Below are 24496 nucleotides of genomic sequence, written 5' to 3'. Positions count from 1 at the left end.
GGCGGGTTGTATCCGGACCGGACCCCACGGAAGGCAGCCGCCATGATCCCGCGCTCCCCCAAACGCCGCACCGTACTCCTCGGCACGTTCGCCGCCGTCACCGCCGGCCTCGGCCTCGTTGCCCAGCCCGCGTACGCGGCGACGTGGTCCAGCAGCGCCCAGTGGGGCACCTGGAGCAGCGGCGGGTACACGCTCTACAACAACATCTGGGGCAGTGGCGCCGGCTCCCAGACGATCTGGGCCAACTCCTCTTCCAACTGGGGTGTCTGGGCCGCCCACCCGAACACCGGCGGAATCAAGTCGTACCCCAACGCGACGAAGTACGTCGGCAAGAAGCTCAGCGCCCTGTCCTCGGTCAGCTCCAGCTTCAATGTGAGCGTGCCGTCCTCCGGCGCGTACACGACCGCGTACGACATCTGGGACTCGGCCAATGCCTACGAGATCATGCTCTGGGTCAACAAGACCGGCCCGGTCGGCCCGCTCGGCACGTCACAGGGCACGCTCACCCTCGGCGGGCACACCTGGACCGTCTACCGCGGGAGCAACGGCTCCAACGCGGTCTTCTCCTTCGTCCGCAGCTTCAACGCCAGCTCCGGCACCGTGAACGTCCTCGCCCTCCTCAACTGGATGAAGAACACCAAGGGCTGGATCGGCGACATCACGCTGGGCAACGTCCAGTTCGGGTACGAGATCACCTCCGCCGCCGGTGGCCTGGACTTCATCACCAACTCGTTCTCGGTCAGCGCCGGCTGACGGCAGCCGACCCTGCGGGGCGGCCCGGAAAAAGTTTTCTCTCAGCCCTGTCACACTCGCGCACCCGGCCGGGTCAATGCAGTGAGACGCAACGGAGCGAGCCCGCTCCGGACACCGCCCGCTGAGGAGACCTCCTGATGAACACCGCCTACGTCATCGTCACCGTGCTCGCCGCCGCCATGACCGGCTTCTCGGCCTACTCGCTGCTGAGCCGGGCCGACTTCGTCGTCCAGTCGATGGTCCAGTACAAGGTCCCGGAGGGTCTGTGGACTCCGCTCGGCCTGGCCAAGGCCGCCGGGGCGCTCGGTCTGCTGGTCGGCCTGTTCATCCCGTTCATCGGCATCGCCGCCACCGTCGGTCTGGTGCTCTACTACCTCGGTGCCGCGATCACCTGCATCCGGGCCGGCTCGTACGCCCACGCCGCATTCCCGCTGGTCTACCTGGCCCCGGCCGTCGTCGCCTACGGCCTCGGCCTCGCCGCCTGATCCGCCTGACGCTGCGTCAGCAGGCCAAGCCCCGCTCTTCCGGGAGCAGGTGACGGGACGGGACGGTCCGTGTCGCCCGGCACCCGGGCCACCCGCACCGGCTACCGTGGCAGCCATGGCTGGTGAGAGTGATCTGCGGAAGCTGCTGAGCGGGATGCGCCCGGAGCTCAACCCCGGGCGGTACGTGTACTGCACCCTGGAGACCCGGGTCCCGGTCGGGCTGCAGCCGGTCGTCACGGTGGCGGAGCCCGAGGGGCCGACGGTGGTGGTGGCGCAGGAGGAGGCGGACGCGCTCGGCCTGCCGTACGACTACGTGGCCGCCTGGATCACGCTGCGGATCCACTCGGCACTGGAGGCGGTCGGCCTGACGGCGGCGGTGGCGACCCGGCTGGCCGAGCACGGGATCAGCTGCAACGTGGTGGCGGGCTTCCACCACGACCACCTGTTCGTCGCGGACGCCGACGCGGAGCGCGCGGTCGCCGCACTGGAGCAACTGGCGGCCGAGCAGCACTGAGGCGCGGGAGCGCCGACCGGCCTCCCGCGCCTCAGGTGACGGAGCATCAGTGGCAGGCCGTGGTGCCCTTGTCGTTGTAGGTCTTGCCCGCCTCGGGCACGACCTCCCAGTCGTAGCTGTTGGCGTGCAGGAACAACTACCCGGCCCTGAAGGGCCAGGTTTACAGCTACGTGCGAGTGTTCGCGTCTGCCGTATGGGGCTGGTTGATGAAGGAAGCGGTGGACGCCGACCCGGGCAAGGGGTGGCGGCTGTCGGTGCTCGACCTGGCCTCGCTCAAGGTGACCGCCACGGCGGAGAGCCGGAGCATCGACGACCAGGCCGCCTGGCTGGACGACCGTACGCTCGCCTACACCGTCCGGGACAGCGGCGGGAATCCCGAGGTCTGAGCCACGCCCGCCGACGGTTCGGGCACCGCCACACTGCTGGTCCGCGCGGCCGAATCACCCGCCGTGCTTCGGTAGTACGTAGTCTGACGATCCGTCAGCTTCGGCGATCAGGGCGTGCGCGAATCGCCCGGGAGCCCTTGACAGGTGTAGACCACTGCGGTTGAGTCCCCTCACACAGTCCCGTACCGGCCCCGCTTCCCGGCGGGCCCCCACCGGACGTATCTGTAGTCGATCGTGCGGCCCCCACCGCACGTAGGGGTGATGAAGTGTCGACAAAACGACTCCTGGCCCTGCTCACCGCGATGGTCGTCGCGGTCGGCCTGGCCTTCCTGCTGCCCGCCGCCGCCTCGGCCGCGAGCTGCACCACCGCCTGGAGCTCCTCCGCCGTCTACGTGGGCGGTAACACCGCCTCGTACAGCGGCCACAACTGGTCCGCCAAGTGGTGGACCCAGAACGAGACCCCGGGCGGCAGCTCGGGTGTCTGGGCCGACCAGGGCGTCTGCGGCGGCACCACGCCGACCCCGACCCCCACCTCCGGCAGCTGCAACTACCCCGCCTGGGTGGCCGGCCAGACCTACACCACCGGCAGCATCGTCAAGTACACCGACGGCAAGTACTACGTCGCCGAGCACGACAACCCGGGCTACGACCCGGTGATCAGCACCTGGTACTGGGACCCCTACAACTGCACCGGCGGCGGCACCCCCACGCCGACCGCGACCGCGACCCCGGGCGGATTCCCGGTCAGCGAGGCCCAGTTCAACCAGATGTTCCCGAGCCGGAACTCGTTCTACACCTACAGCGGGCTGACCGCCGCACTCAGCGCCTACCCGGCGTTCGCGGCCACCGGCAGCGACACCGTCCGCAAGCAGGAGGCCGCCGCCTTCCTGGCCAACGTCAACCACGAGACCGGCGGCCTGGTCTACGTGGTCGAGCAGAACACCGCCAACTACCCGCACTACTGCGACACTTCGCAGTCGTACGGCTGCCCGGCCGGCCAGGCCGCGTACTACGGTCGCGGTCCGATCCAGCTCAGCTGGAACTTCAACTACAAGGCGGCCGGCGACGCGCTCGGCATCAACCTGCTGAACAACCCCAACCTGGTGCAGACCGACGCGGCCGTCGCCTGGAAGACCGCGCTCTGGTACTGGAACACCCAGAGCGGCCCCGGCACGATGACCCCGCACAACGCGATGGTCAACGACTACGGCTTCGGTGAGACGATCCGCAGCATCAACGGCTCGCTGGAGTGCAACGGTGGTAACCCCGCCCAGGTGCAGAGCCGGATCAACTCGTACCAGAGCTTCGTGCAGATCCTCGGCACGGTGGCCGGCTCGAACCTGAGCTGCTGACCCGAAGAGGGCGGGTGCGCACCCCCGTTGGACGCACCCGCCTTCCCGGGATCAGCCGAGCTTGGTGCTGGGGGTACTCGGGGCGATCGGACCGCACGCCATCGTCGCGGTCAGCGCCTCGGCGGTCCGGCCGGTCTCCGCCGAGGAGTTGAACGGGTTGCCCGAGTAGCTGATCTGCCGACGGCCCGTCACATCGCCCATCAGCATGGTGGCGTACCCGGGAATGGCCCCGTCGTGGCCCCAGAACTCACCGCACGGCAGCACGGTCCGCCACAGCCCGAGGCCGTACCCCACTCCGTGCGCGAGTGCCTGCGGCGAGGGCGTCTTCATCTCCGCCAACTCGGCCGGGCGCAGCAGCCGGCCGCCGAGCAGCGCCGCGTTGAACCGGGTCAGGTCCGCCGTGGTGGAGATGCCCGCACCCGCCGAGCCCGCCATCGACGGGTTCAGCCGGGTCACGTCGATCCGGGTGTCGCCGAACTTCAGGTAGCCCTTGGCGTGCGGCCCCGGAATCGCCATCGAGGTGCTCGGCATAGAGGTGTTGTGCAGGCCGAGCGGCTGGATGATCCGCCGCTCCACCTCCTTGGCCCAGCTGCGGCCGGTGACCTTCTCGACCAGCTGCCCGGCCACGATGTAGTTGGTGTTGGAGTAGGACCAGTCGGTACCGGGGGCGAACAGCGGCTCGTGCCGGAAGGCCATCGCCAGCAGGTCCTGCGGCCGGTAGGTGGTCGCCCGGTCGCTCTCCGCCCAGGCCCGCAGCGCCTCCGGCGAGCTCAGGCCGAGCTCCGGGTCACTGGTGAAGCTGTACAGCCCGCTGGTGTGGTTGAGGATCTGACGGACGGTGATGTTCGCGCCGTTGGGCACCGTACCCGGCAGGTGGCGCTCGATCGGGTCGTCCAGCTTCACCTTCTGTTCGGCCACCAGCTGGAGCACCACCGTGGAGACGAAGGTCTTGGTGGTACTGCCGATCCGGAACCGGCCGTCCGCCCGGACCGGTGCCCCGGTGTCCAGGTCGGACTGCCCGGCCGCGCCCTGCCAGACCGTCCGGCCGTCCTGGACCACCCGACCCAGCACGGCGCTGGCGCCCCCGGCCTCGACCACGTCGTGCAGCGCCCGGTCGAGCGCCACCCGGTCGGTGGGCACGCCCGCCGCCACCGTGACCGCCCCTCGGGGGACGTCGGCCGCCCCAGCGACCGGTGCCACCACCGCGACCACCGTCGCGGTGGCCAGTGCCACTGCCGCTGCCCGAAGTGCCGTGCGCCCGCGTCCGTTGAGCATCAGTCAGTTCCCCTCGAAATGGTTCGGCCGGAGTCCCTTCCGGCTGCTCCACTCTCACATCCGGCGTGGTGCGAGCACGTCCTACCCAGGTCCGGTGACTCTCGTCCCCGAGGTATAGCCCCGTCTCCCCCGGACGGGGGGCGCGTCCCCTACCCGCTCTGAGGGTCATGGCCGAAAACCGCTCAGGGACGCCGACGGCCCGCACCCCGGGGAGGGGGTGCGGGCCGCGGCCGCTCTCAGTTCAGACTGCTCGACATGGCGCTCAGCAGGCTGCCGGCGTTGTCGTCGTTCTCCAGGGCGAAGGCGAACATTCCGGCCAGCCCCTTGGACTTGGCGTACGCGCCGCGGGCCTGGACGGCCTGCGGGGTGTCACCGGTCCAGAAGTTGGTTCCGTCGTAGATCCAGGAGCTCTCGGTCACCGGGTCCCAGTGGGTGTTGGCCGCGCTCGGGGTGAGCTCCCGCCAGGCGGCCAGACCGGCCTCCTGGCTGAGCGGCTTGGCCGGGGTCGGGCCGGTCGCGGTCTGGTAGAGGCCGAAGTTGGCACCGGCGGGGACACCGGTCCAGCCCCGCCAGTAGAACGGGATGCCGAGCACCAGCTTGTTGGCCGGGAAGCCGCCCGGGATGCCGTACTCCGGCAGGCCGGTGGTGTACGCGGTGAGCGCGGTGTCCACGTTGTACTTGCGGTTGCCCGGGGTGATCGGCGTGGCTGGGTCGGCCGGGCTGTCGTGCAGCGGATCCTGCAGGTTGGTCGGGCCCTTGGCGTCCCAGGCGCCGTGCATGTCGTAGGTCATCACGTCGGCGTAGTCCAGGTAGGCGCCGAGCTTGTCGGTCTCCAGGTACTGGATCTTGTCCTGCCCGGCCGGCAGCGCGGCGGTCAACAGGAAGCGCTTGCCGAGCGGGGCGCCGTACGCGTCCAGCTGCTCGCGGAACTCCTTGAGCAGCAGGGTGAAGTTCTGCTTGTCGGCGGTCGAGGTGTGGTTGCCCACGTGGCCGCCGGCCGATCCCGGGTACTCCCAGTCCAGGTCGATGCCGTCGAACAGACCGGCTGCCGCCGCAACGCCGCCGGACGGGTCGCCCGCGACGTTCTTCGGCAGGTCGCCCTTGAGGAACATGGCCAGGCAGGAGGAGACGAAGGCCTTCCGCTTGGCGTCCGTGGAGGCCGCGTCGGAGAAGTACTTCGAGTAGGTCCAACCGCCGATCGAGATGGTCAGCCGGAGGTTCGGGTACTTGGCCTTGAGCTGGCGAAGCTGGTTGAAGTTGCCCTTGATGGGCTGCTCGTAGACGTCGGTGGAGCCGTCCACGCTGGTCGCCGAGGTGTAGTCCATCTGGTAGTCGGCGTAGGCATCGCCCGCGCCGTCACCGGCGTTGGGGTTGTCCTCGTGCGCCGCGTCGGAGGCCTTCACGGCCTCGAAGCAGGTGTGCGAGGTGGGGTGGATGTTGGCGAACGCATAGGTGATCACGTCCAGCTTGGCGGCCGAGCCGCTGGTGTCGACGTTCTTCGCGAAGTAGGTGTTCTCGTAGACACCCCACTGGTCGAAGTAGGCCGAGCGGTACGGGCTGGTGGCCGGGGCCGCCGCCGTGGTCACGGTGACCGGCACGGACTGGCCGGAGGCGTGGCCCGCCGCGTCGTAGCCCTGCACGCTGAAGCTCGCGGTGGTGCCGGGCAGCAGCGAGCTGACGGTGACCTTGGTGCCCATCGAGGTGGCCACCAACTGGCCCTGGCGGTACACCTTGTAGGCCGGGACGTTGTCGGTCTGGTCGGTGCTGGGCTGCCAGGAGAGCACCACCGCGTTGTGCGTGGTCTGCTCCACCTTGAGGCCGGTGGGCGTGCTCACCTTGCCGTCGCCGACCGGGCCGGTCGGACTGCCCGACGGGCTCGGACTGGCGCTGGCGCTCGGGCTGGTACTGGCACTCGGGCTCGAGCTGGCACTCGGGCTTGAACTCGCGCTGGGGCTGGTGCTGTTGGACGGTGTGACACTGACGCTCGGCGACGGGCTGGACCCTGCCGGGCCGGTCAGCGTCAGGTCGTCGGCCCGGTAGGTGCCCTGGCCGTACCAGCCGTGCGTGAAGACGGTAACCGAGGTGGTGCTCGCGCCGGTCTTGAAGCTGATGGAGAGCTGGCTCCAGCCGGTGGCCGAAGGGGTCCAGGTCTGCGCGTTCACCCCGGTGCCGGTCGCACCCAGGTAGACGTAGCTGCCCTGCACCCAACCGGCCAGCGTGTACGTGGTGTTGGGCTGGACGGTGACGGTCTGCTGGCACTGCGCGGTGGCACTGGCGGTGGCCGCCGCGCTCAGCGCGTACGAGCCGCCGTGCACGGGGTTGCCGATCACCGAGCCGGTGCCGCCCGCACAGCTCCAGCCGGTCAGCGAGCCGGTCTCGAAGTCGGCGTTGGACAGCAGGTTGACGGTGGCGGCGGAGGCCGAGTCCAGTGAGGCGACCACGGCGACGCTGCCGGTGGAGAGCGCGGCGGCGAGCGCCAGAGCGCCCGCTCTCCGCCGCGAAGTGGCCCGGGGCGCGACAGGGCGCTCGGGCAGGGCTCGTTCGAGCATGGGTGACGTTCCTCCGGAGGAGTGGGGTTTCCGGCGGTGCAGCGACCCGGCTGGGAGACGGGGCGCCCGGTGGGGGATGGGGAGCCCTCGGGGTCGTACCTGAGCACGACAGGTGACAGATTGGACTGGACCAATGAGGCCGTCAATAGCCCAGGCACGCACTGACCCACTGTCAGTAGCCGGTCTTTACCCGCGCGGTGGACCATCTGCGCAGGTCGGCCGGGCGGCCGCCGGAAAAGGTAAAGAAAGTTTCCATCCTTTCGCGGCGGCCACCCCTGGCACCCGACCTCAGCGGCCGGCCGCACCCCTGCGCCCGAAGGGGCGCGGATCCCCCGTCGGACTCACCAGCCGGCCCGCCGCGAAGCCCCTGCGGCCGACCTCGGCCAGTTCCTCCCGCGCCGCCGACGCCTCGTCAGGCCGCCCCAGCGCGTCCAGCAAGCGGTGCTGCTCGCCCAGCGCGTCGATCAGCAGCTGGTCCCGGTGCGGCTCCACCTCGGCCAGCCGCCGGACCGCGTCGGCCGCGTCCAGCACGACCGACAGGTGGAGTTCCGGCCGACCCCCGAGCTGTTCGTGACCGAGTGTCAGCAGTGCCCTGGCCAGCCGGGCCAGGTAAGTCAGCGGACTGATCTCCGCAAGTATCCGGTACGCCGCGATCTCCTGGTGGATTCCGATGCCGGACCCGAGCAGCAGCACCTGTGCTCGGAGAACCGCATCCCGGTCGACGTTCCCGTTGTGATTCATGACGGCGAGTCTGCGGGTCACCGGGTAGGTCGGACAAGATCGTTGAGCTGTGCCCTTGGTCCTACGAAAAGGCCGCCTGACCTGTCATGATGGACATGTCGTCACCCCTGGCCGGACCTCGCCAGAGGGTGCCGAACCCCTCCCAGCGCCCCTTCGGCGGATCGCCGACCTCGAGCCCCGGCGCCGAGTAGACACTGTCTACTCCTCCTGGTAGACAGTGTCTATGACAGAAGAGGACCTGCGCTCCCGCCTGGTGACCGCCGGAGTCGAGCTGCTGGCCGAAGAAGGCGTGCAGACCCTCTCCCTCCGGGAGATCGCCCGCCGGGCCGGGGTCTCGCACGGCGCCCCGCGCCGGTACTTCCCGACCCACCTGGCGCTGCTCTCCGCGATCGCCCTCGAGGGCTTCCGCCAACTCGGCACCCTGGCCGCCGGGGCCACCCGGCCGACACCTCGGGCCCACCTGACCGAACTGGCCCGGGTCTACCTCGAGTTCGCCCGGAGCAACCCGGGCATGTACGAGCTGATGTTCCGTCACGACCTGCTGGAGAGCGGCGAGCTCGGTCTGCGCGACACCAGCCTGCCGCTGTTCGGGGTCCTGGTGGAGCTGGTCTCCCGGCTCCGGCCCGAGCCGGCCGTGGTCGCGGGCGCGCTCTGGGCCAACCTGCACGGCCTGGCACAGCTCCGGCGCTGGGGCAGCCTCCAACTCGCCACCGGCACCGACGACTTCGAATCGATCCTGCGTTCCGTCCTGGACGCCCACCTCGGACCGGAGCCCCGGTGAACCCCCGCCTCCGACAGCAGCTGACCCTGGCCGGGAGCATCACCGGCGCCATGGTGGTCGCCCTGGACGGCACGGTGCTCACCGTCGCCCAGCCCACTCTGCAGCGCGACCTGGGCGCCTCCTTCGCCCAGGTCCAGTGGACCAGCACCGGCTATCTGATCGCGGTCGCCGCGCTGCTGGTCTTCGCGGGCCGCCTCGGCGACCGGTACGGCCACCGACGGGTCTTCGCCGTCGGGGTACTCGGCTTCGCCACCACCTCGGCGGCCATCGGCCTGGCTCCCGGTATCGGCTGGGTGATCGCCCTGCGGGTGGTCCAGGGCGTCTTCGGTGCCCTGCTGCAACCCGCCACCCTCGGCATGCTGCGCGCCGCCTACCCGGCCGACCGGCTCGGCATGCCGATCGCGCTGCGCACCAGCGCGATCGGTCTGGCGGCCGCCACCGGACCAGTGGTCGGCGGCGCCCTCACCACCCACTTCGGCTGGCGCGCGGTCTTCTTCCTCGGCGTCGCCCCCGCCTTGCTGGTCGGCCTGCTCGCGCTCGTCGTCCGCCTGCCCGAACCGACCCGCCGGATCCGTCTGGACCTGCCCGGCGCCGCCCTGCTCGCCCTGACCCTGGCCTGCCTGGTGCACACCCTCACCACGCTGCCCACCCTCAGCTGGCCCAGCGCCGCCCTCAGCCTGGCCGCCGGCACCCTCTTCGTCCGGCACGAACGCCGTACCCCCGACCCCCTGCTGCCCACCGGCATACTCCGCCCGACTGCCGCAGGCCCGGCGCTCGGCGTGCTGGTGGGCGCCTCGGCCGCGATGTTCGGGACGCTCTTCCTCGCCACCTACTTCCTCCAGAACGTGCTCGGCCTGGACCCGCTGCACAGTGGACTGCGCGCCCTGCCGCTCGCCGTGCTGATGGTGCTCGCCGCACCGGCCGCCGCGGTCCTGATGCGCCGTCACGGCGCCCGCCTGACCGCGACCTCGGGCATGCTGCTGATCGGCATCGGCATCCTGCTGTTGGCCCGGCTCGACCGGTCCTCGGGCTGGTACGACACCAGTGGCGGCTTTCTTCTGCTGGGGGCGGGCTTCGGCACCGTGATGGTCACCGCGACCGCCGTCGTCGTGCACCGCGCCACCCTGGACACCGCCGGGGTCGCGGGCGGCCTCCAGCAGACCGCGATGAACCTCGGCCCCACCCTCGGCGTCGCCACCGCGACCACCCTGACCACCCTCGGCCTGGCCACCGGCGCCGCCCTGCTGGCCTTCGCCACCCTGGCCGCTTCGACCGCTGCCGTACTGGCCACCCGGCTGCCGGGACGGTCAGGCGGTTCGTCAGGCGGTACCGGGGTGTTCCGCCCGCCGGTGCGCGGTGAGCGGGGCCGTCCTCCGGCGGGACGGCTGCGGTGAGCGCGGCCGACGGTGGGCGCCCGGGGCCTTGCGGGGGACGATCCGCAGCAGGTGGTACGCGGCGAGCTGGGTGAGCGCCCCCGCAGCCATCGCCAGCCACACGCCGTTGACGCCGATCAGGCGGGAAAGCCCGTATCCGGCCGGGAGTTGGACCGCGAAGCCCAGTGCGGTGGCCAGCACCAGGGCCCGGCCGCGCCCTGCCGCCTGGAGTACGCCGCCGAGCCCGACCACCAGCGCGTACGGGAGCAGGTAGAGGCACATCAGACGGAGGAACGCGACGGACTGCGCCGCCACCGCCGCATCCCGGGTGAAGAGCTCGGTGAGGGGCCCGCCGACGGCGGCACACAGGACGGTGGCCACCGTGCCCACCAGTGCGGCCAGGATGGCTGTGTCCTGGGCCAGCGCGGGCAGTTGGCCGGCCCGGCCGGCCCCCGCACGTCGGGCGGCCTCGATCCCGGCGACCTGCCGGACGGCGTAGAACGCCATGGTCGCCACCAGCAGGATCCGGTAGCCGATGCCGTACCCCGCCACCGCCGCGACGCCGAAGGAGGCCACCAGGCCCAGTTGCACCATGCCGACCGCCATCCGAGCCGTGAAGTCGACACCGAACGAGACGCCTGCGGCCAGGATCTGACCTGCCGTCCGGACCGAAAGCCGCCCCGACAGGCGAACCCTGCGGTGCAGCGCCAGGGCGACGGCCAGTGCCACGGCGCGCGAGACGACCAAGGCCAGCGCGGCGCCCGTCACCCCGAGTTCGGGCAGTGGTCCGACCCCGAAGATGAGCAAGGGGTCGAGCGCGAACAGCAGCAGGTTGCCGAGCAGTGCGGTGCGCATCGGCGTCCGGGTGTCGCCCGACCCCTTGAAGAGGTCGTCGGCCACCTTCTGGGCAAAGAACACCATCAGGCCCGGGAAGGCTACGGCCAGGTAGCCGGCGGCCAGTTCGGCCGCCGGGCCGTCCAGGAAGAGCCGGGCCACGGACTCGCGGTACAGCGTCCCGGGGACAGCCAGGACGGCCGAGCCCAGGCCGCACAGCCACCAGGCGGTCGTGGCGACCCGGCCCGCCTCGGCGGTGTCCTCCGCGCCGCGGGCCCGGGACAGTCGGAGGCTGGTGCCGGAGCTGACGACCAGGACCAGTCCGAGCAGCAGGTGCTCGAGGCCCGTGGCCAGCGTGACCGCGGCCACCGCAGGGCCGCCGAGGCGGGCCACCCAGAACGTGGTGATGATCGACGCGATCACGCCCGACAGCAACTCGACGTAGACCGGCCAGGCGAGCCCGGCCAGCCGCGACACATGTCCCCGCACGATTTTTCTTCCCCCGAAACATCGTCAATGTGCCTCTGACGAGGGCACATTCACTAGAGGTATCGGTGGCGGGCGGGAACCGCCAAGGTACGAAAGCACAAGATCGAAAGTGCGCACGGGTGCCGGACTTGGCAATCCGTTGCACCTGTCACACGTCACACGTCACACGTCACACGTCGCCCTCGACCTGACCGGTCGGCCGAACAGGCCCTCCGGCAGGTAGGGCGAGCGGACCGGCACCGGCCAGCCCATCCGGTGCGCGTGACAGGCCAGCGCCAGGATGTCGAGATCGACCAGGGCGTCCGGCTCGACGGGCAACTCGCCCACCGTGTAGTGCTCGCGGTGCGCCTCCAACGCATCGGCCAGCGCGAGCGCGAAGCCCTCCCGGTCGCCCTCCACCAGCTGCGAGAGCAGCATGACCGGCGGGGCGAGGTACAGACCGCGCTCGTGCTGCGCGCAGACCGTGAACGCCTTGGTCACCGCGGGCACCGGGTCCACCCCGCGCAGGTAGTCGTGCAGCGCCGCACCGTAGGCGTCGACCGGCCCGAAGTAGCAGCCCACGGTGAAGAATTCGGGGGTCACCAGCACACAGTCCGCCAGCTGCTGCCGGTCCCCCGTGACCAGCGCCAGGGCCACCGCCTGCTTCCAGTGCCCCGCGCCCGGACCGTACGAACCGGTACAGGCAGGCAGCGGCCGGGTGGTGCCGGCCACCGTCACCTCGTACTCCGTACCGGGCACTCCGCGCGCCAGCCGGAACGCCGCCCCACCCGCCTCGGCACCGATCCGCAGCGCCTCCCACAGCCGGGGATCCCGCCCGCTCGGGTCGAGCGCGGACTGCTCCAGAAAGCGCAGCACCTGCCCGCGCATCAGACCGGTCAGCGCCCGCATCACATGCAACGGCTTCTGCTCCGGATCCCGGAACTTCGCCAACTCACGCTGTGCATAGGCCTCATGGACCAGTCGACCGGCTTCTTCGGCGTACGGATGCGCGGGCCGGTCCACCACCACAGGCCCGGCCGCCAGGGCCGCCACCGCCTCGACCTGCTTCTCCCGCCCGAACCCGAGCACCCGCGGACCAGCCGACCGGAACCCGCCCACCAGCGCGGCCGGCAGGTAGCCCGACTCGACCGCCACCGGCCACCCGTTCCACCGCTCGGCCATCGCCGCGAGGGCTATCGCGTCGAACGGGAGCAGCGTGCGCGGCGCCGGATCGCCGTCGACCGGAACCGCGTACCGCTGCCGGTACCACGCCAACTGCCCGGCCAGCGCCCGATGGAAGCCCGCCCGGTCCCCGGCCGCCACCGCCCGCAGGGTGGCCAGGGCAGCCCGGTGGCCGGGCTGGTCCGTACCCTCCCCCAGGCCCTCGACCAGCGCGTCGATCACCGCCACCTGGCCACCCGCCGACAATCCCTCGGCCTGCTCCGCCTCGCCGTAGACGTACGCCAGCAGCGCGTGCACCAGCACCACGTCGGCCCGCTGTTCCTGGCCCCGTAGCCGGGGGGCCGCCGCGACGAACAACTCGCCGTATTCGTCCGACAGTTCAGCCACGAAGGCCAGGAAGAACGGGTCCAGCCAGGAGTGCGCGGCCACCCCGCCCAGATCCTCCGACTTCCGCCCGTCGCCGTACGGGACTCCGGTGCCGGTGTACTCGATGAACACATGCGGATGACCGGCCCGGCCGGCACTCAGCGCCAGCGCACCCACGGCGGCAGCGGCAGCCGACTCGCAGGCGATCCGGGCATCCTTGCCCGCCAGCTCCGGATTGCCGACCGATCGCGCGCCGAGGTAGTCCAGGAACGATTCGGCCACCATCTCCCAACCCCAGGCCGGAGATTCGTCGTTCTGCATCCGGTGCACCTCACCCCCGACCCGCTCGGCGAAGTTCTCCACTGTGCTGCTCACCGCAGCCTCGCCAATCCGGTGACGCTCGATCCGCACCGTCCCACCCCCATGCCGTGCCCCGTCGATCGGGCCTCCCCCAGCATAGGCAGACGAACTGATTGGACGTCAGCCCGCCCCAGGGCAGCCGCCGTTACCTCGCCGGGCACTCCGGGGCGCATCGGAACCAGGGCCGCACGACCTGTGCCCCTCCTGCTTGCCATACCTAGGAATCCTAGGTTATACCTAATAGCCCTAGGATCACGAGGAGGGCGCATGGCACGGGCAGGGCTGACGGCAGAGCGAGTGACGATCGCGGGTGCCGAGCTGGCGGACGAGGTCGGCCTCGAACGGGTGACCATGTCGCAGGTGGCGCGACGGCTCGGCGTGAAGGATGCGAGTCTCTACTCGCACGTCCGCGGCCTGGAGGACCTGCGCGGACGGATCGCGCTGCTGGCGGCGGACGAGAAGACCATCCGCATCGCGGAGGCGACCGCCGGGCGGGCGAGCGGGGACGCGCTGGTCGCGTTCGCGAATACCTGGCGCGACTACGCCCGCGAGCATCCGGGCCGCTACCTGGCGACACAGACCCCGATCCGGATCGATCCCGAACTGGCCGCGAACGCGCCCGGGCCACGGCGCGCGATCGAACTGACCTACGGCATGCTGCGCGGCTACGGACTGGCCGAGCCCGACCTGACCGACGCGGTCCGGCTGCTGCGCAGCACGTTCCACGGCTTCGTCGCCCTGGAGGCCTCGGGCGGGTTCGCGCACGAGCGTTCGTCGCAGCAGTCCTGGGTCCGCGCTCTCGACGCCCTGCACACCCTGCTGGAGCACTGGCCCGCGTCCCGGGAAGTCGACCCCGCATGACCGGCCCGAACATCGGCAGCTGCGCGTGAACCCCCTGGGCGGGCCGCCGCTGCCCGACCCTCCCAGGGGCTGTCGTCACACCGCAGCCGGCACCGCTCCGGCTTCTGCCGCCGCCGCTGCGGCTGCCGCTGCTGCCTGGCCACGGGCCCTGGCGCGCTTGGCGTAGAGCAGGGTCCAGGTGACCAGCGCAGCCGTGACCGCATAGGAGAGCACGGAGTTGAGCGTCACCATCGCGCCGGTGCTGAGCACGTACGACAGCGCGACCCGGACGGCCGCCTCGACGACGTAGCCGACGCCCCAGCCGATGGTCAGATTGCGCTGAACCTTCCGGAAGCCGGGCAGGGCCCACAGCGCGTTCCAGCGCTCGACGCCCTCCGTCGTCCCGTCGGTGCCGAACTTGCGGCCGAAGTAGAACATCAACGGACGCGGTGCGGCGAGCGTCACCAGGCAGACCACCCCGAACAGACCGGTGACCAACGACTCCTTCACCAGCAGCAGTTGAGCCGACTGCGGCCCGACCACCGCCACCAGCGCGGTCAGCCCGAGGAAGATCAGCGACATCGCGGCGAACTCGTCGACCCGACGGTGCCAGGCCAGGTATATCGCCATGTCGACAACCGGCCACAGCGCCGACAGCAGCACGGCGGTCACCTCGCTGTAGCCGTGCTCGACCAGCTGGTTGTACGTGATGATCGGCGCGACGATGTTGAACCCGATGGTCAGCGCCCAACCGACAGCGGCCGACCCACCCTTCCGGGCAGGAACTTGCTCCGACACGGTCTCCCCCAAACGATCTTCCCAATGTGCCGGAGGGGACCCTAGCTGACAAGCTGTCAGGCGCGCCAGCGATTCACCCGGGGCACCCTGCAACAGCCGGGTAGCGTTCCCCACATGACGAACCGTGACCTCGCCGTGGTGACCACCACCCACGACGAAGAGGCCAAGGCCCGTGAGCTGGCCACCGCAGCTGTCCGCGAGCGCCTCGCCGCCTGCGCCCAGGTCTACCCGATCAGCTCGGTCTACTGGTGGAACGGCGAGGTACAGTCCACCGCCGAGTGGCGCATCGACTTCAAGACCCGCGCCGATCTCGCCGACTCGCTCGCAGCATTCATCAGCGCACACCACAGCTACGACACCCCGGAGGTCATCGCCGTCCCGGTAGTCACCGGCAGCACGGCGTACCTGGACTGGGTGAACGCAGAGACCTCCACCTGACACCTACGCCGCTTGCTGCTCGATCGTCCCGAAGATGTCAGCGTCGGTCTCCTGCTGCCACTCCGGCGTGTCGTCCCAGGGCGCGATGTAGCCGGGCTTCGGCTCTCCAGCGAAGTGCTTGAGCACGCCGGCGATCCACGCCTCGCGGAAGGTGCGGCCGTCCTCGTTCGTCATGCTGTCGTCCTCTTCGTCAGCAGCGCGGGACAGCGCCGAGATCCGATGGTTCAGCTTCGAGGCTCGACCATCGGACTGGAGCGGCACAAGAAGCGCTTGGACACCTCCCCGCTGTACTGGAGGAGCTGATCGACGTCGCGCCGCTGAGCCCCCAGTGCGGCGAGTTCGGCCCGCGAGCGTATCGGCGAACCGTCTCAGCCAACTGCCAGGGCACGCCTCATCGTTGAGGCCAGGTCCGAGTACCGCCGACGGTCTTTGCGGATGAACGGTTCGTTGGAACGCCCCTGCTCCCCCCTGCAAGGCAGTCGGGCCTGGAAACGTACTGCATGGCGCGGGAGTTGATCGTCTACCGTGTGGGCCTGGAGCTCGGGAACCGGCCTGCCCAAAGTGCGAGGACACCAACCAGCTAGGGGGTCTTCGAGGAGCACCGCAGATCCCTGGTGCACCCGTCCGGATGTTCGCCACCGCCGCCCTCGCGGTCTGGGGCGCGACCATGCTGGCCCAGGCACAGCTCGTGGTGGGGCACTGCTGCTCGCAGGAGCGGTACTGGTCGCGGTCCGCACCGTACGGGCGGTGCGACGGGCGCGGTGGGCGGGCTGGGCGCAGGTGTTGCACTGCCCCCGGTGTCTGATGCGCTTTCCGCCCGAAGAGCAGGTCGCTGAGATGATCGGTGCGAAGGGCTGAAGGGCGTTCGGCGAGCTGTTCATGGTGGTCACCGCTCCGCACGGGTGGGCAGGGCCCCCGGAGACAGTCCCGGCGGACCGTCCGGTCGGCATCTCGCAAAGCCCAGCGGGGCCAGGGGCTTCGGGATCAGCGGGGAAGCGTATGGACGCCCCGCATGCCAGATGCCATGATCACGCTGGCGTCCGGCGTGGGTCCGGTGCACAGGAGAGAGACCATGAAGCTCTACCTCGCCATACCGATCGTCCTGATGGCGCTGCTCCTCACTGCATCCGGCGCGGCAGCGGTCACCCGCGGCTGGATACTCCCCATGAACCGGCGTCACGTCCGCAGCCCTCGCCTCTACGGCTGCGGCCAACTGGTGGCGGCATTCGCACTGTGCTGGCAAGCGGTCTTCGGGCTGATGATCAGCGGCGCCGACGGTCGACCGTGGGGCACTCTGACCGGTGGCGTGCTTCTGATGGTCGGCCTCATCCTGATGATGGCGGGCCAATTCAGGGGTAGTCGGCAGGGCAACGGCACGCCCTAGGAACTGGGCGCACCCCGGAGTGAAACCCCATTCGGCGAGAACGAACGCCTCGACGGTCTCGTGCTCGGCCTTGTACAGCTCGCGGTCGCGGACCTCCCCCAGTGCACTCCCGGCCGAGGCACTGGAAAGCTACTTCAGCGCTCGACTGGAGGAGTACGTCAGTGCTCAAGGGTGAGGACTTCGGCCGCCTCTTCGAGACGTTCGAGCAGACGGCATTCCGGCTCGAAACGCTGGCTGTGTACAACGTGGAGGACGAGCAGGAAGAGTTCGCCGACTTCCTCGCGGGCAAACCGCTGCCGCCGGAGAGCGCAGACAACCCATGGGTCCGTTCCATGACGGACCTCGGCAAGCAGGTCGCGCGGGTCCACGTGCTCAACTCGCCACTCTCGGATTACCTGCGGTACGAACTCGCTTGGTACCCCGGCAACATCGCGGCCGGAGAGTCCATCGGCATCATCGACACGACTCGGCAGAACATCACGGGACTGCCGGATCACGACTTCTGGCTGTTCGATGACGCCAAGGTCTACCGGATGCACTACACGGAAGCCGGCAAGTTCATCGGCGGGGAACTCCTGTCGGATGACCGGCTGAACGAGTACCGCCAGTATCGGGATACCGCCCTGGCTCACGCCGTGTCGTTCGCGGAGTACTCGGCCGGTTGAGCGAGCACCAGCACCGCGGCTTGGGTACTGCCCTACGGGCGCTTCGGATCGCTTCGGACAAGACTGCCGAGACCGTCGCCCTTTGGGCGTCCATGTCTGCGGGCAAGCTGTCGAAGATCGAGGACGGTCGCGTCCTTCCGACGGTGCGAGACGTGGAGTTGATCCTGTCGACCCTTGGCGTCTCCGAGGCCGCCAAGGCTGAGTTCCTGGAGCAAGCGCGGGCAGCGGTCACCGAGGCCACAGCATGGCGTGAGCTGCGCCGTTTGGGCCACTGGAAGCATCAGCAAGCCATCCGGGCCGTCGAAGCCCGGACTGCCCTTCTCAGGCTGTTTCAGGGCCAGTTGATCCCCGGCCTGCTCCAGAGCGCCGAATACGTCGCAGCCATCTTTGCTCTGAGCCCCGAGCTGTCCGAGGAGTCGAGGGCCAAGACGATTGCCGCGCGACTTGAGCGACAGGCGGCGCTGTACGACCTTGACCGGTCGTTCCATTTCCTGGTCTGTGAGCACGTGCTGCGGTGGCGCATCGGGCAACCGGCACTGATGGCTACTCAGATGGACAGGCTGGTCTCTCTGTCCCGACTTCCCAATGTCACCATCGGAGTTGTGCCACTCGACCGCAGGATGCCGGACTTCCCGATGACCTGCTTCAGCGCACACGATGACCGGCTGGTGATCGTGGAGACCTTCCACTCGGAGGTGACCACCCAAGACCCGAAGGACATCGAGGTCTACCTTTCGACATTCGCCAAGTTCGACGCCGTGGCAATCCACGGGAACGAGATGCGAGCCAAGGTCGAGAGCATCCGGGACGAGTACTTGCGAGAACAGGAAAGCTCCTAGTGACCCGGTCCGTAGTTGTGCGGTCTCATAGGGTTATGGCTGGCAAGTGCAGGGAGGCGCTCGTCCTGACGGAGGATGAGCGGCGGACGCTTGAGGGGCGGGCGAGTCGGCGCAGGACTGCGCAGGGCTTTGCCAAGCGGGCGCGCATCGTGCTGATGTGCGCGGACGGGATGACCAATAAGGCGGTGGCCGCCGAACTGCGGATCACGCGCGAGACGGTCGGGCGCTGGCGTGGACGCTTCGTCAGGGAGCGGTTCACTGGGCTGAGCGACGAGCCGAGACCCGGTGTACCGCGCTCGATACCAGACGCGAAGGTCGAGGAGATCGTGGTCAGGACGCTGGAGGAGGTCCCCGAGGGTGCCACCCATTGGTCCAAGCGCGAGCTGGCCAAGACGGTCGGGATGTCGCCGACCAGCGGGCGTTCGGCCTCAAGCCTTGGATGGTGGAGGAGTTCAAGGTCTCCACCGACCCGTTCCTGATCGACAAGGTCCGCGATGTGGTGGGCCTGTACCTGTCGCGGCGCTCAACATCGCTACCGGCAAGGTGATCGGCAAGACCTCCGCCCGACACGCCGCCGTGGACTTCAAGGAGTTCCTCGACGAGATCGATCGCCAGGTCGAACCCGGCCTGGCGGTCCATCTGATCTGCGACAACCTCTCCACCCACAAGGCCCCGGTGGTCAAGAAGTGGCTGCTGGAACACCCCCGCTTCGAGATGCACTTCACCCCGACCTACTCGTCATGGTTGAACCAGGTCGAGCGGTGGTTCGCCGAGCTCCAGCGTCGTCGGCTCGACCGAGGGGTCTTCTGCTCCACCGACGAGCTGACCCTCGCACTCGAACAGTGGCTGAAGTTCTGGAACGCGAACGCCAAACCGTTCAAGTGGACCAAGACCGCCGACCAGATCATCGACGCCATCGGACGCTATTGCGCAAGGGTCTCCGGGCCGGGTCACTAGCTCGGTCGGGCGCCGAACGGCGGGGTCAGGCCGTACCGCGAGATGACGTCGGGCAGCCAGTCGGGTTGCCCGAACTGGAGCCCGTACTTGGCGGCGAGCTCCGGTATCGCGTCCTCGGTCGGCGGCGGCCCGTCGGCGAGCATCTCGGCCATTTCGCGGAAGCAGTGTTCGAAGCCGGCCGGACTGATGATCTCGATCATCCGAGCCGGGACAGGACCGGCGTTCCACATCGTGTGCAGTTCCCCGCGCGGCTTGGTGATGTAGCCGCCGGCGCCCAGGACAACTTCGCGGTCGCCGGAACGGAAGCCGATCTCGCCCTCGGTGACGATCGAGTATTCGTCTTCCCGGGTGTGCAGGTGCGGCGGCACCAACGCCCCAACCGGGAAGGGGTGTTCGACGACGGAGACCGCGCCGTTGGTGTCGGCGCCCCAGAGCTTGAAGGCGACCCCGATCGAGCCGAGGTAGCCCTCACCTCCCTCGCCGGGGCGGACAATGGTGAGCGGCGGGGCCAGCGGCTCTGTCATGGTGATCACTCCTCCATGCAATTTGGAGATACACTGGTGTTCTCCTAAAAAGTCTCCGCCTCGGATCGCAGGGCGTCAACAGGTGAGTGAGAAGCAGCGTTCATCGAAAGCGCGTGGCTACGAGATGCGCAAACGTGCCGAGGACATGGGCCGGACGCGGCAGCGCATCGTCGAGGCCGCCGTGCATCTGCACGGCACCACAGGACCGGCCTCGACCAGCATCGCGGCGATCGCCGAGCGCGCCGGGGTCACCCGGCTGACCGTCTACCGGCACTTCCCGGATGAGACCGCGCTGTTCCAGGCCTGCTCGGGGCACTGGCTGTCGCAGCAGAAGCTGCCCCAACCCGAGGAGTGGGGCGCGATCGAGGATCCGGTCGAACGGCTGACGGCCGGGCTCGCCGACCTCTACCGGTTCTACCGCGCGGGCGAGCAGATGCTGACGCTGGTGAGCCGTGACCTGCACGCGGCGCCCGACCCGATTCGCGAGGCCTGGGAGGCGAGGGACGGGCGCTACCTCGAGGTGCTGGCCGATGCGTGGCCGACGGCGGCTGAGCCCGTCCGACGGGCGGTGATCGGCCATGCGGCGGCGTTCTCGACCTGGCGTTCGCTCTGCCGGGAACAGGAGCTGACGGACCGTGAAGCGGTCAGGGTCATGGTCACGTTGGTGGGCGCGGTCGGTAACTGACGGGTCAGGCCGGGGAGTGCTGCTGGAACACCCCCGCTTCGAGGCACTCTCGGGGACCTCCTCCAGCGTCCTGACCACGAACGAACTCCCGGAGAACGTCCGGGACTTGATCGGCTCCGGTCTCGGAGCCCAGCTCGTCGAGGACGTGCGGAAGGGGTGGCCCGACCTCACCGACGACATGGGAGAGCGCGGCGTGAACCAGATGGTGGCCTTCCTGGTCACCAGCACCCGCACCTCGGAGGCGCTGACGCCGTCCCTGCGGGTCGATGAGTTCTGGCACCGGTTCATCCTCCGCACGCAGCCGTACGCGGAGTTCTGCGCCGCGCTCGGGGCCGGTTTCATCCACCACGTGCCCGACGACGCTGGAACGGTCGACCCCGCCAAGGGCCGTGCCGCCATGGCGAAGACCGTGGCCGCTATCGAGTCCGCCCGGGTTCCAGACCGACCCGGAGTTCTGGCCCGGCATGGGTGCGGCCGACTGCAACCAGTGCCACGCGGGGTGCACCGACAGCCCGGTTGGTGGGTAGGCAGCTCTGAGCAGCGGCCCGGCCTGTGCGTCGGGCCGCTGTGCTCCATCTCCTGGACAAGGACGGAAGAACAGTGCCGGACACTCGTGGCGCCGCGTGGGACGCGTACTCGGCGAGCAAGCCGCAACGGCGGCCGACGAATGCCAAGGGCGAGACCACGTGGTTCAACTGGACCCAACACCCGGACCACGGCCCCGGGGCAGAGCTACTGTCCCTGAAGCCGGGTGACTCGGTGCTCGACCTCGGGTGCGGGTCTGGTGGCAACCTCGCCCACCTGGCCACACTCGGCATGAGGGCAGTCGGCGTGGACCTGTCTCCCGGTCAACTCTCCAAAGCCCGTGAACGTTGGCCGGATGTATCCGGGATGGAGCTGCACCAGGGCGAAGCGCTGACCCTCCTGGCAGAGTCGTCCAGCACGTTCGATGCCGTGTACTCGGTGTTCGGGGCGGCCTACTTCACCAACCCGGATCTGATGCTGCCCGCCGTGCTCGAGCGGCTGCCGTCCGGCGGAGTGTTCGCCATGTCCCAGTACCCGGCCATTGAGGGCTGTTACGGCTGCCAGGCTTCGTTCATCCCACGCGGCCCCGACGAGGACCCCATGGTGGTCAAGCGATGGGACTACCCGCCGGAGACGTGGACGGCCATGCTCACCAGCTACGGCTTCGAGGACGTCACGGCCACCGTGCTCCCGGCCCCGGCTCACAGGAAGCGCCGGATCGGTACCCTGCTGGTCACCGGCAAGCGCCATCTGACGGCCTGAGAGTAAAGGTCCACAGTGAATCTCCCCGACCTGCGGAAGATTCCGTGCCCGGCCTGTCCGCCCGCGCCACTGACCCGGTGTATCAGCGCTGGACGCGGGTGGTTCATCGTGACCGGGTTGCCACCGGAACTGGATCTCTCGTCAGACACGTCCCTCTCTGCGGCACCGTCCCCTGGTGTCGCTGCCGTCGAGAGGAACTGCCCGCCGTGACCGAGCTCGGACCCGCCGTCTGGCCACCTGCCCCGATCAGGACCGAGCGGCTCGTGCTCCGCGAGTCCGAGGCTCGGGACCGTGCGGCTTTCGTCGAGCTGTTCGCCTCGCCGGAGGTGAACGCCTACCTGGGCGGCCCTCGGGCGCGGGATGAGCTCGAGCGCGCGTTGCCTGAGACACCCGAGAAGCGCCCCGGCCTGTTCGTGATCGAGCTCGACGGAGCGATGATCGGCACCATCGAGCTCAACCACCGCGACGCGGAGCCTCGGGGTCAGGTCGATCCGGAGGCCCGGAAGGCTGAACTCGGCTACCTCTTCCTGCCCGAGGCCTGGGGACGCGGGTACGCCGCCGAGGCGTGTGCGGCGGCGCTCGACTGGTTCGCCGAGGCGCTTCCCGGCGAGCCGGTGGTGCTCTACACCCAGACCGCCAACGGCCGCTCGATGCGCCTTGCGGCGAAGCTGGGGTTCACCGAGGTGAAGCTGTTCGAGAAGTGGGGCGCCGAGCAGTGGATGGGTGTGCGGTCCTCGGCCACGCCGTCCGGTTGAGCTCGAGCTCGACAGCGCGGACCCGCGAGGCCACCGAGAAGCCCCCCGACCAGCAAGAATGCTGATCAGGGGGCCTTTCTTGGCCAAGCGACGGACGAGCGCGGCCTGTACGCCGGGTTCTGTCTCCCGGGGTGCTTGCGCGGCCCGGGGAGGCGGCCATCCATCTAGGGCTGCCGTTGCCGACAGCCTCGTGCGGTCTACCCGCGGACTCGGGCGAGCAGCCCTCATGCATCCGCGCACGGCGCCCGAAGGCGCCGATCTTGACCTTGCTCCAGGTGGGGTTTACCAAGCCGACCGAGTCACCTCGGTCGCTGGTGGTCTCTTACACCACCGTTTCACCCTTACCTCCGGCCGAGGCCGGAGGCGGTCTGTTCTCTGTGGCACTGTCCCGCGGGTCACCCCGGGTGGGCGTTACCCACCACCCTGCTCTGTGGAGCCCGGACGTTCCTCGGCGAGCCCCCGAAGGGACCCGACGCGACCGCCCGGCCGGCTCGTCCGCCGTACTGGTCATCGTAGCCGCTCGGGGACTGCGCTCGGGACAGGCTCGGTACGTCCACGCGCCGTCAGGTGCACCGGTGCTCCCCTGCGGGCGCCGACCGCCCGGCGGCGCACCCTCGCTAGCGTGGGCAGCCTGCCGAGCCAGCCCGTCACCGTACTGCCACGGACGGAGCGTCATGACCAGATCCGGACAGGCCCCCGACATACTCTCGCCCGACTTCGCTCGGGACCCGTACGCCACCTATCGCGTCCTGCGCGACGACTACCCGCTGCTCTGGCACGAGGGCACCGGGAGCTATCTGCTCTCCCGCCACCAGGACGTCCAACGAGCCGTCCGCGAACCGGTGTTCAGCAGTGACAACTACATCTGGCAGGCCGAGCCGGTGCACGGCCGGACGATCCTCCAGATGAGCGGCCGCGAGCACGTGGTGCACCGCGCACTGGTGGTGCCCGCCTTCCGGGGCAACTCACTCCGGGACAGGTTCATGCCGATGATCGAGCGGAACGCCCGCGAACTGGTGGACGGGTTCCGCCAGACCGGTTCGGCCGATCTGGTGCACGACTTCGCCACCCACTTCCCGGTGAACGTCATCGTGGAGATGCTCGGCCTGGACAAGCGGGAGCACGACCGCTTCCACGCCTGGTACAGCACCTTCGTCGCCTTCGCCGCCAACCTGAGCCGGGACCCGGAGGTGGCCGCCGCCGGGCTGCGGGCGCACGACGAGCTCGCCGCCTACCTGATTCCGATCATCCAGGAGCGCCGGGCCCACCCCGGCGACGACCTGCTGTCCACGCTCTGCGAGGCGGAGGTCGACGGCACCCGGATGACCGACGAGGAGGTCAAGGCGTTCTGCAGTCTGCTGCTGACCGCCGGGGGCGAGACCACCGACAAGGCGATCGGCGGCATGTTCCGCAATCTGCTGGCCCGCCCGGAGCAGTTCGCCGCCGTCAGGGCGGACCGCGACCTGATCCCGATGGCCCTCGCCGAGACGCTGCGGTTCACCCCGCCGGTCCACATGATCATGCGCACCCCGACCGAGGACGTGGCCATCGCGGGCGGGACCATCCCGGCGGGCAGTGTGGTGACCGCGCTGCTCGCCTCGGCCAACCGGGACGACCGGCGGTTCGCCGACCCCGACACCTTTGACGTCTTCCGGACCGATCTCTCGGCGACCACCGCCTTCTCGGCCGCCGCCGACCACCTCTCCTTCGCGCTCGGCCGGCACTTCTGCGTCGGGGCACTGCTGGCCAGGGCCGAGGTGGAGGTGGGCGCCAACCTACTGCTGGACGCCCTGCCCGAGCTCGAACCGCGGGACGTCGAACTCCCGCCCGAACAGGGCGTGTTCACCCGCGGCCCGGCCGCCCTGCCGGTGCGCTTCACCCCGACCGCACCGTAAAGCCTGCCGG

At 69.7% G+C, this 24496-nt stretch carries 24 protein-coding genes, 1 other RNA gene and 1 pseudogene; 17 read left to right on the top strand and 9 right to left on the bottom strand.

The annotated features are described in order from the left end of the window. Positions 1–42 precede the first annotated feature (42 nt). The 5 genes from ASC99_RS33280 to ASC99_RS33265 all read left to right on the top strand — a co-directional run bounded on the left by ASC99_RS33280 (position 43) and on the right by ASC99_RS33265 (position 3490). Positions 43–753, top strand: a complete 711-nt coding sequence (locus ASC99_RS33280) for a hypothetical protein (protein WP_057239083.1) — start codon at positions 43–45, stop codon at positions 751–753. Between the two features lie 137 nt (positions 754–890). After that, positions 891–1238, top strand: coding sequence for a DoxX family protein (locus ASC99_RS33275; RefSeq protein WP_057239080.1), 348 nt, complete (start codon positions 891–893; stop codon positions 1236–1238). A gap of 115 nt (positions 1239–1353) precedes the next feature. After that, positions 1354–1752 carry an ACT domain-containing protein gene (locus ASC99_RS33270; RefSeq protein WP_057239078.1) on the top strand — a complete coding sequence of 133 codons (399 nt, stop codon included), beginning with the start codon at positions 1354–1356 and terminating at the stop codon, positions 1750–1752. A gap of 206 nt (positions 1753–1958) precedes the next feature. Then, positions 1959–2138 (top strand): hypothetical protein, encoded by a 180-nt coding sequence (locus ASC99_RS38080; RefSeq protein WP_200948494.1) that lies wholly within the window; start codon positions 1959–1961, stop codon positions 2136–2138. Between the two features lie 266 nt (positions 2139–2404). Further along, positions 2405–3490, top strand: coding sequence for a glycoside hydrolase family 19 protein (locus ASC99_RS33265; protein ID WP_057239076.1), 1086 nt, complete (start codon positions 2405–2407; stop codon positions 3488–3490). Between the two features lie 51 nt (positions 3491–3541). On the opposite strand, the gene ASC99_RS33260 is transcribed toward ASC99_RS33265, so the two are convergent. The 3 genes from ASC99_RS33260 to ASC99_RS33250 form a co-directional block, all read right to left on the bottom strand. Further along, the gene (locus ASC99_RS33260) at positions 3542–4765 is read right to left on the bottom strand and encodes a serine hydrolase (protein ID WP_082598827.1); all 1224 of its coding nucleotides are present in this window, start codon (positions 4763–4765) and stop codon (positions 3542–3544) included. A 236-nt stretch (positions 4766–5001) separates the two neighbouring features. Then, complete coding sequence (locus ASC99_RS33255; RefSeq protein WP_057239072.1) at positions 5002–7314, bottom strand: glycosyl hydrolase family 18 protein; 2313 nt, start codon at positions 7312–7314, stop codon at positions 5002–5004. 288 nt (positions 7315–7602) lie between these two features. Further along, positions 7603–8055, bottom strand: coding sequence for a hypothetical protein (locus tag ASC99_RS33250; RefSeq protein ID WP_057239070.1), 453 nt, complete (start codon positions 8053–8055; stop codon positions 7603–7605). A 223-nt stretch (positions 8056–8278) separates the two neighbouring features. On the opposite strand from ASC99_RS33250, the gene ASC99_RS33245 reads away from it, so the two are divergent. Then, positions 8279–8836 (top strand): TetR/AcrR family transcriptional regulator, encoded by a 558-nt coding sequence (locus ASC99_RS33245; protein ID WP_057239068.1) that lies wholly within the window; start codon positions 8279–8281, stop codon positions 8834–8836. Continuing rightward, positions 8833–10230: an MFS transporter gene (locus ASC99_RS33240; protein WP_063857256.1), complete on the top strand. Its 1398-nt coding sequence runs from the start codon at positions 8833–8835 to the stop codon at positions 10228–10230. The genes ASC99_RS33245 and ASC99_RS33240 overlap by 4 nt, the downstream gene beginning before the upstream one ends. Here the strand turns inward: ASC99_RS33240 and ASC99_RS33235 are convergent. Further along, the gene (locus ASC99_RS33235; RefSeq protein ID WP_162257951.1) at positions 10156–11532 is read right to left on the bottom strand and encodes an MATE family efflux transporter; all 1377 of its coding nucleotides are present in this window, start codon (positions 11530–11532) and stop codon (positions 10156–10158) included. The two genes, ASC99_RS33240 and ASC99_RS33235, sit on opposite strands and share 75 nt — an antisense overlap. A gap of 162 nt (positions 11533–11694) precedes the next feature. Continuing rightward, on the bottom strand, positions 11695–13434 hold the full coding sequence (locus ASC99_RS33230) for an immunity 49 family protein (RefSeq protein ID WP_157531907.1): 1740 nt from the start codon (positions 13432–13434) through the stop codon (positions 11695–11697). A gap of 252 nt (positions 13435–13686) precedes the next feature. On the opposite strand from ASC99_RS33230, the gene ASC99_RS33225 reads away from it, so the two are divergent. After that, positions 13687–14280 carry a TetR/AcrR family transcriptional regulator gene (locus tag ASC99_RS33225; RefSeq protein WP_057239062.1) on the top strand — a complete coding sequence of 198 codons (594 nt, stop codon included), beginning with the start codon at positions 13687–13689 and terminating at the stop codon, positions 14278–14280. Between the two features lie 75 nt (positions 14281–14355). Here ASC99_RS33225 and ASC99_RS33220 read toward each other — a convergent pair whose 3' ends face one another. Next, complete coding sequence (locus ASC99_RS33220) at positions 14356–15057, bottom strand: VC0807 family protein (protein ID WP_235502888.1); 702 nt, start codon at positions 15055–15057, stop codon at positions 14356–14358. Positions 15058–15171: 114 nt separating this feature from the next. Between ASC99_RS33220 and cutA the strand changes: the two genes are divergently transcribed. Beyond that, the gene (gene cutA, locus ASC99_RS33215; RefSeq protein ID WP_057239058.1) at positions 15172–15495 is read left to right on the top strand and encodes a divalent-cation tolerance protein CutA; all 324 of its coding nucleotides are present in this window, start codon (positions 15172–15174) and stop codon (positions 15493–15495) included. 3 nt (positions 15496–15498) lie between these two features. Here the strand turns inward: cutA and ASC99_RS33210 are convergent, their stop codons facing one another. Beyond that, the gene (locus ASC99_RS33210; RefSeq protein ID WP_157531906.1) at positions 15499–15669 is read right to left on the bottom strand and encodes a hypothetical protein; all 171 of its coding nucleotides are present in this window, start codon (positions 15667–15669) and stop codon (positions 15499–15501) included. A gap of 898 nt (positions 15670–16567) precedes the next feature. On the opposite strand from ASC99_RS33210, the gene ASC99_RS33205 reads away from it, so the two are divergent. From ASC99_RS33205 to ASC99_RS33190, 4 genes and pseudogenes are all read left to right on the top strand, one after another. Next, positions 16568–16879 (top strand): hypothetical protein, encoded by a 312-nt coding sequence (locus ASC99_RS33205; protein ID WP_057239230.1) that lies wholly within the window; start codon positions 16568–16570, stop codon positions 16877–16879. Positions 16880–17040: 161 nt separating this feature from the next. Further along, positions 17041–17544 carry a DUF6879 family protein gene (locus ASC99_RS33200; RefSeq protein WP_057239055.1) on the top strand — a complete coding sequence of 168 codons (504 nt, stop codon included), beginning with the start codon at positions 17041–17043 and terminating at the stop codon, positions 17542–17544. After that, complete coding sequence (locus ASC99_RS33195; RefSeq protein ID WP_235502887.1) at positions 17541–18383, top strand: helix-turn-helix transcriptional regulator; 843 nt, start codon at positions 17541–17543, stop codon at positions 18381–18383. The genes ASC99_RS33200 and ASC99_RS33195 overlap by 4 nt, the downstream gene beginning before the upstream one ends. Before the next feature lie 35 nt (positions 18384–18418). Continuing rightward, positions 18419–19340, top strand: a pseudogene (locus tag ASC99_RS33190) (IS630 family transposase). Here the strand turns inward: ASC99_RS33190 and ASC99_RS33185 are convergent. After that, a complete protein-coding gene (locus tag ASC99_RS33185) occupies positions 19337–19864 on the bottom strand; it encodes a cupin domain-containing protein (RefSeq protein WP_200948493.1) in 528 nt (175 codons plus the stop codon). The pseudogene ASC99_RS33190 and the gene ASC99_RS33185 sit on opposite strands and share 4 nt — an antisense overlap. On the opposite strand from ASC99_RS33185, the gene ASC99_RS33180 reads away from it, so the two are divergent. The 3 genes from ASC99_RS33180 (at position 19863) to ASC99_RS33165 (ending at position 22591) form a co-directional block, all read left to right on the top strand. Next, positions 19863–20549 carry a TetR/AcrR family transcriptional regulator gene (locus ASC99_RS33180; protein WP_235583188.1) on the top strand — a complete coding sequence of 229 codons (687 nt, stop codon included), beginning with the start codon at positions 19863–19865 and terminating at the stop codon, positions 20547–20549. The genes ASC99_RS33185 and ASC99_RS33180 overlap by 2 nt on opposite strands. 552 nt (positions 20550–21101) lie before the next feature. Beyond that, a complete protein-coding gene (locus ASC99_RS33170; RefSeq protein WP_369825213.1) occupies positions 21102–21836 on the top strand; it encodes a class I SAM-dependent methyltransferase in 735 nt (244 codons plus the stop codon). A 206-nt stretch (positions 21837–22042) separates the two neighbouring features. Next, on the top strand, positions 22043–22591 hold the full coding sequence (locus ASC99_RS33165) for a GNAT family N-acetyltransferase (RefSeq protein ID WP_057239048.1): 549 nt from the start codon (positions 22043–22045) through the stop codon (positions 22589–22591). A 91-nt stretch (positions 22592–22682) separates the two neighbouring features. Here the strand turns inward: ASC99_RS33165 and rnpB are convergent. Further along, positions 22683–23085: RNase P RNA component class A (gene rnpB / locus ASC99_RS33415), an RNA gene on the bottom strand. Positions 23086–23265: 180 nt separating this feature from the next. Between rnpB and ASC99_RS33160 the strand changes: the two genes are divergently transcribed. Beyond that, complete coding sequence (locus ASC99_RS33160) at positions 23266–24486, top strand: cytochrome P450 (RefSeq protein ID WP_057239046.1); 1221 nt, start codon at positions 23266–23268, stop codon at positions 24484–24486. Positions 24487–24496: the final 10 nt, after the last annotated feature.

The organism is Kitasatospora sp. Root107, from assembly GCF_001424875.1.
GTDB lineage: Bacteria > Actinomycetota > Actinomycetes > Streptomycetales > Streptomycetaceae > Kitasatospora.
This window is presented reverse-complemented; position numbering and strand designations above follow the sequence as displayed.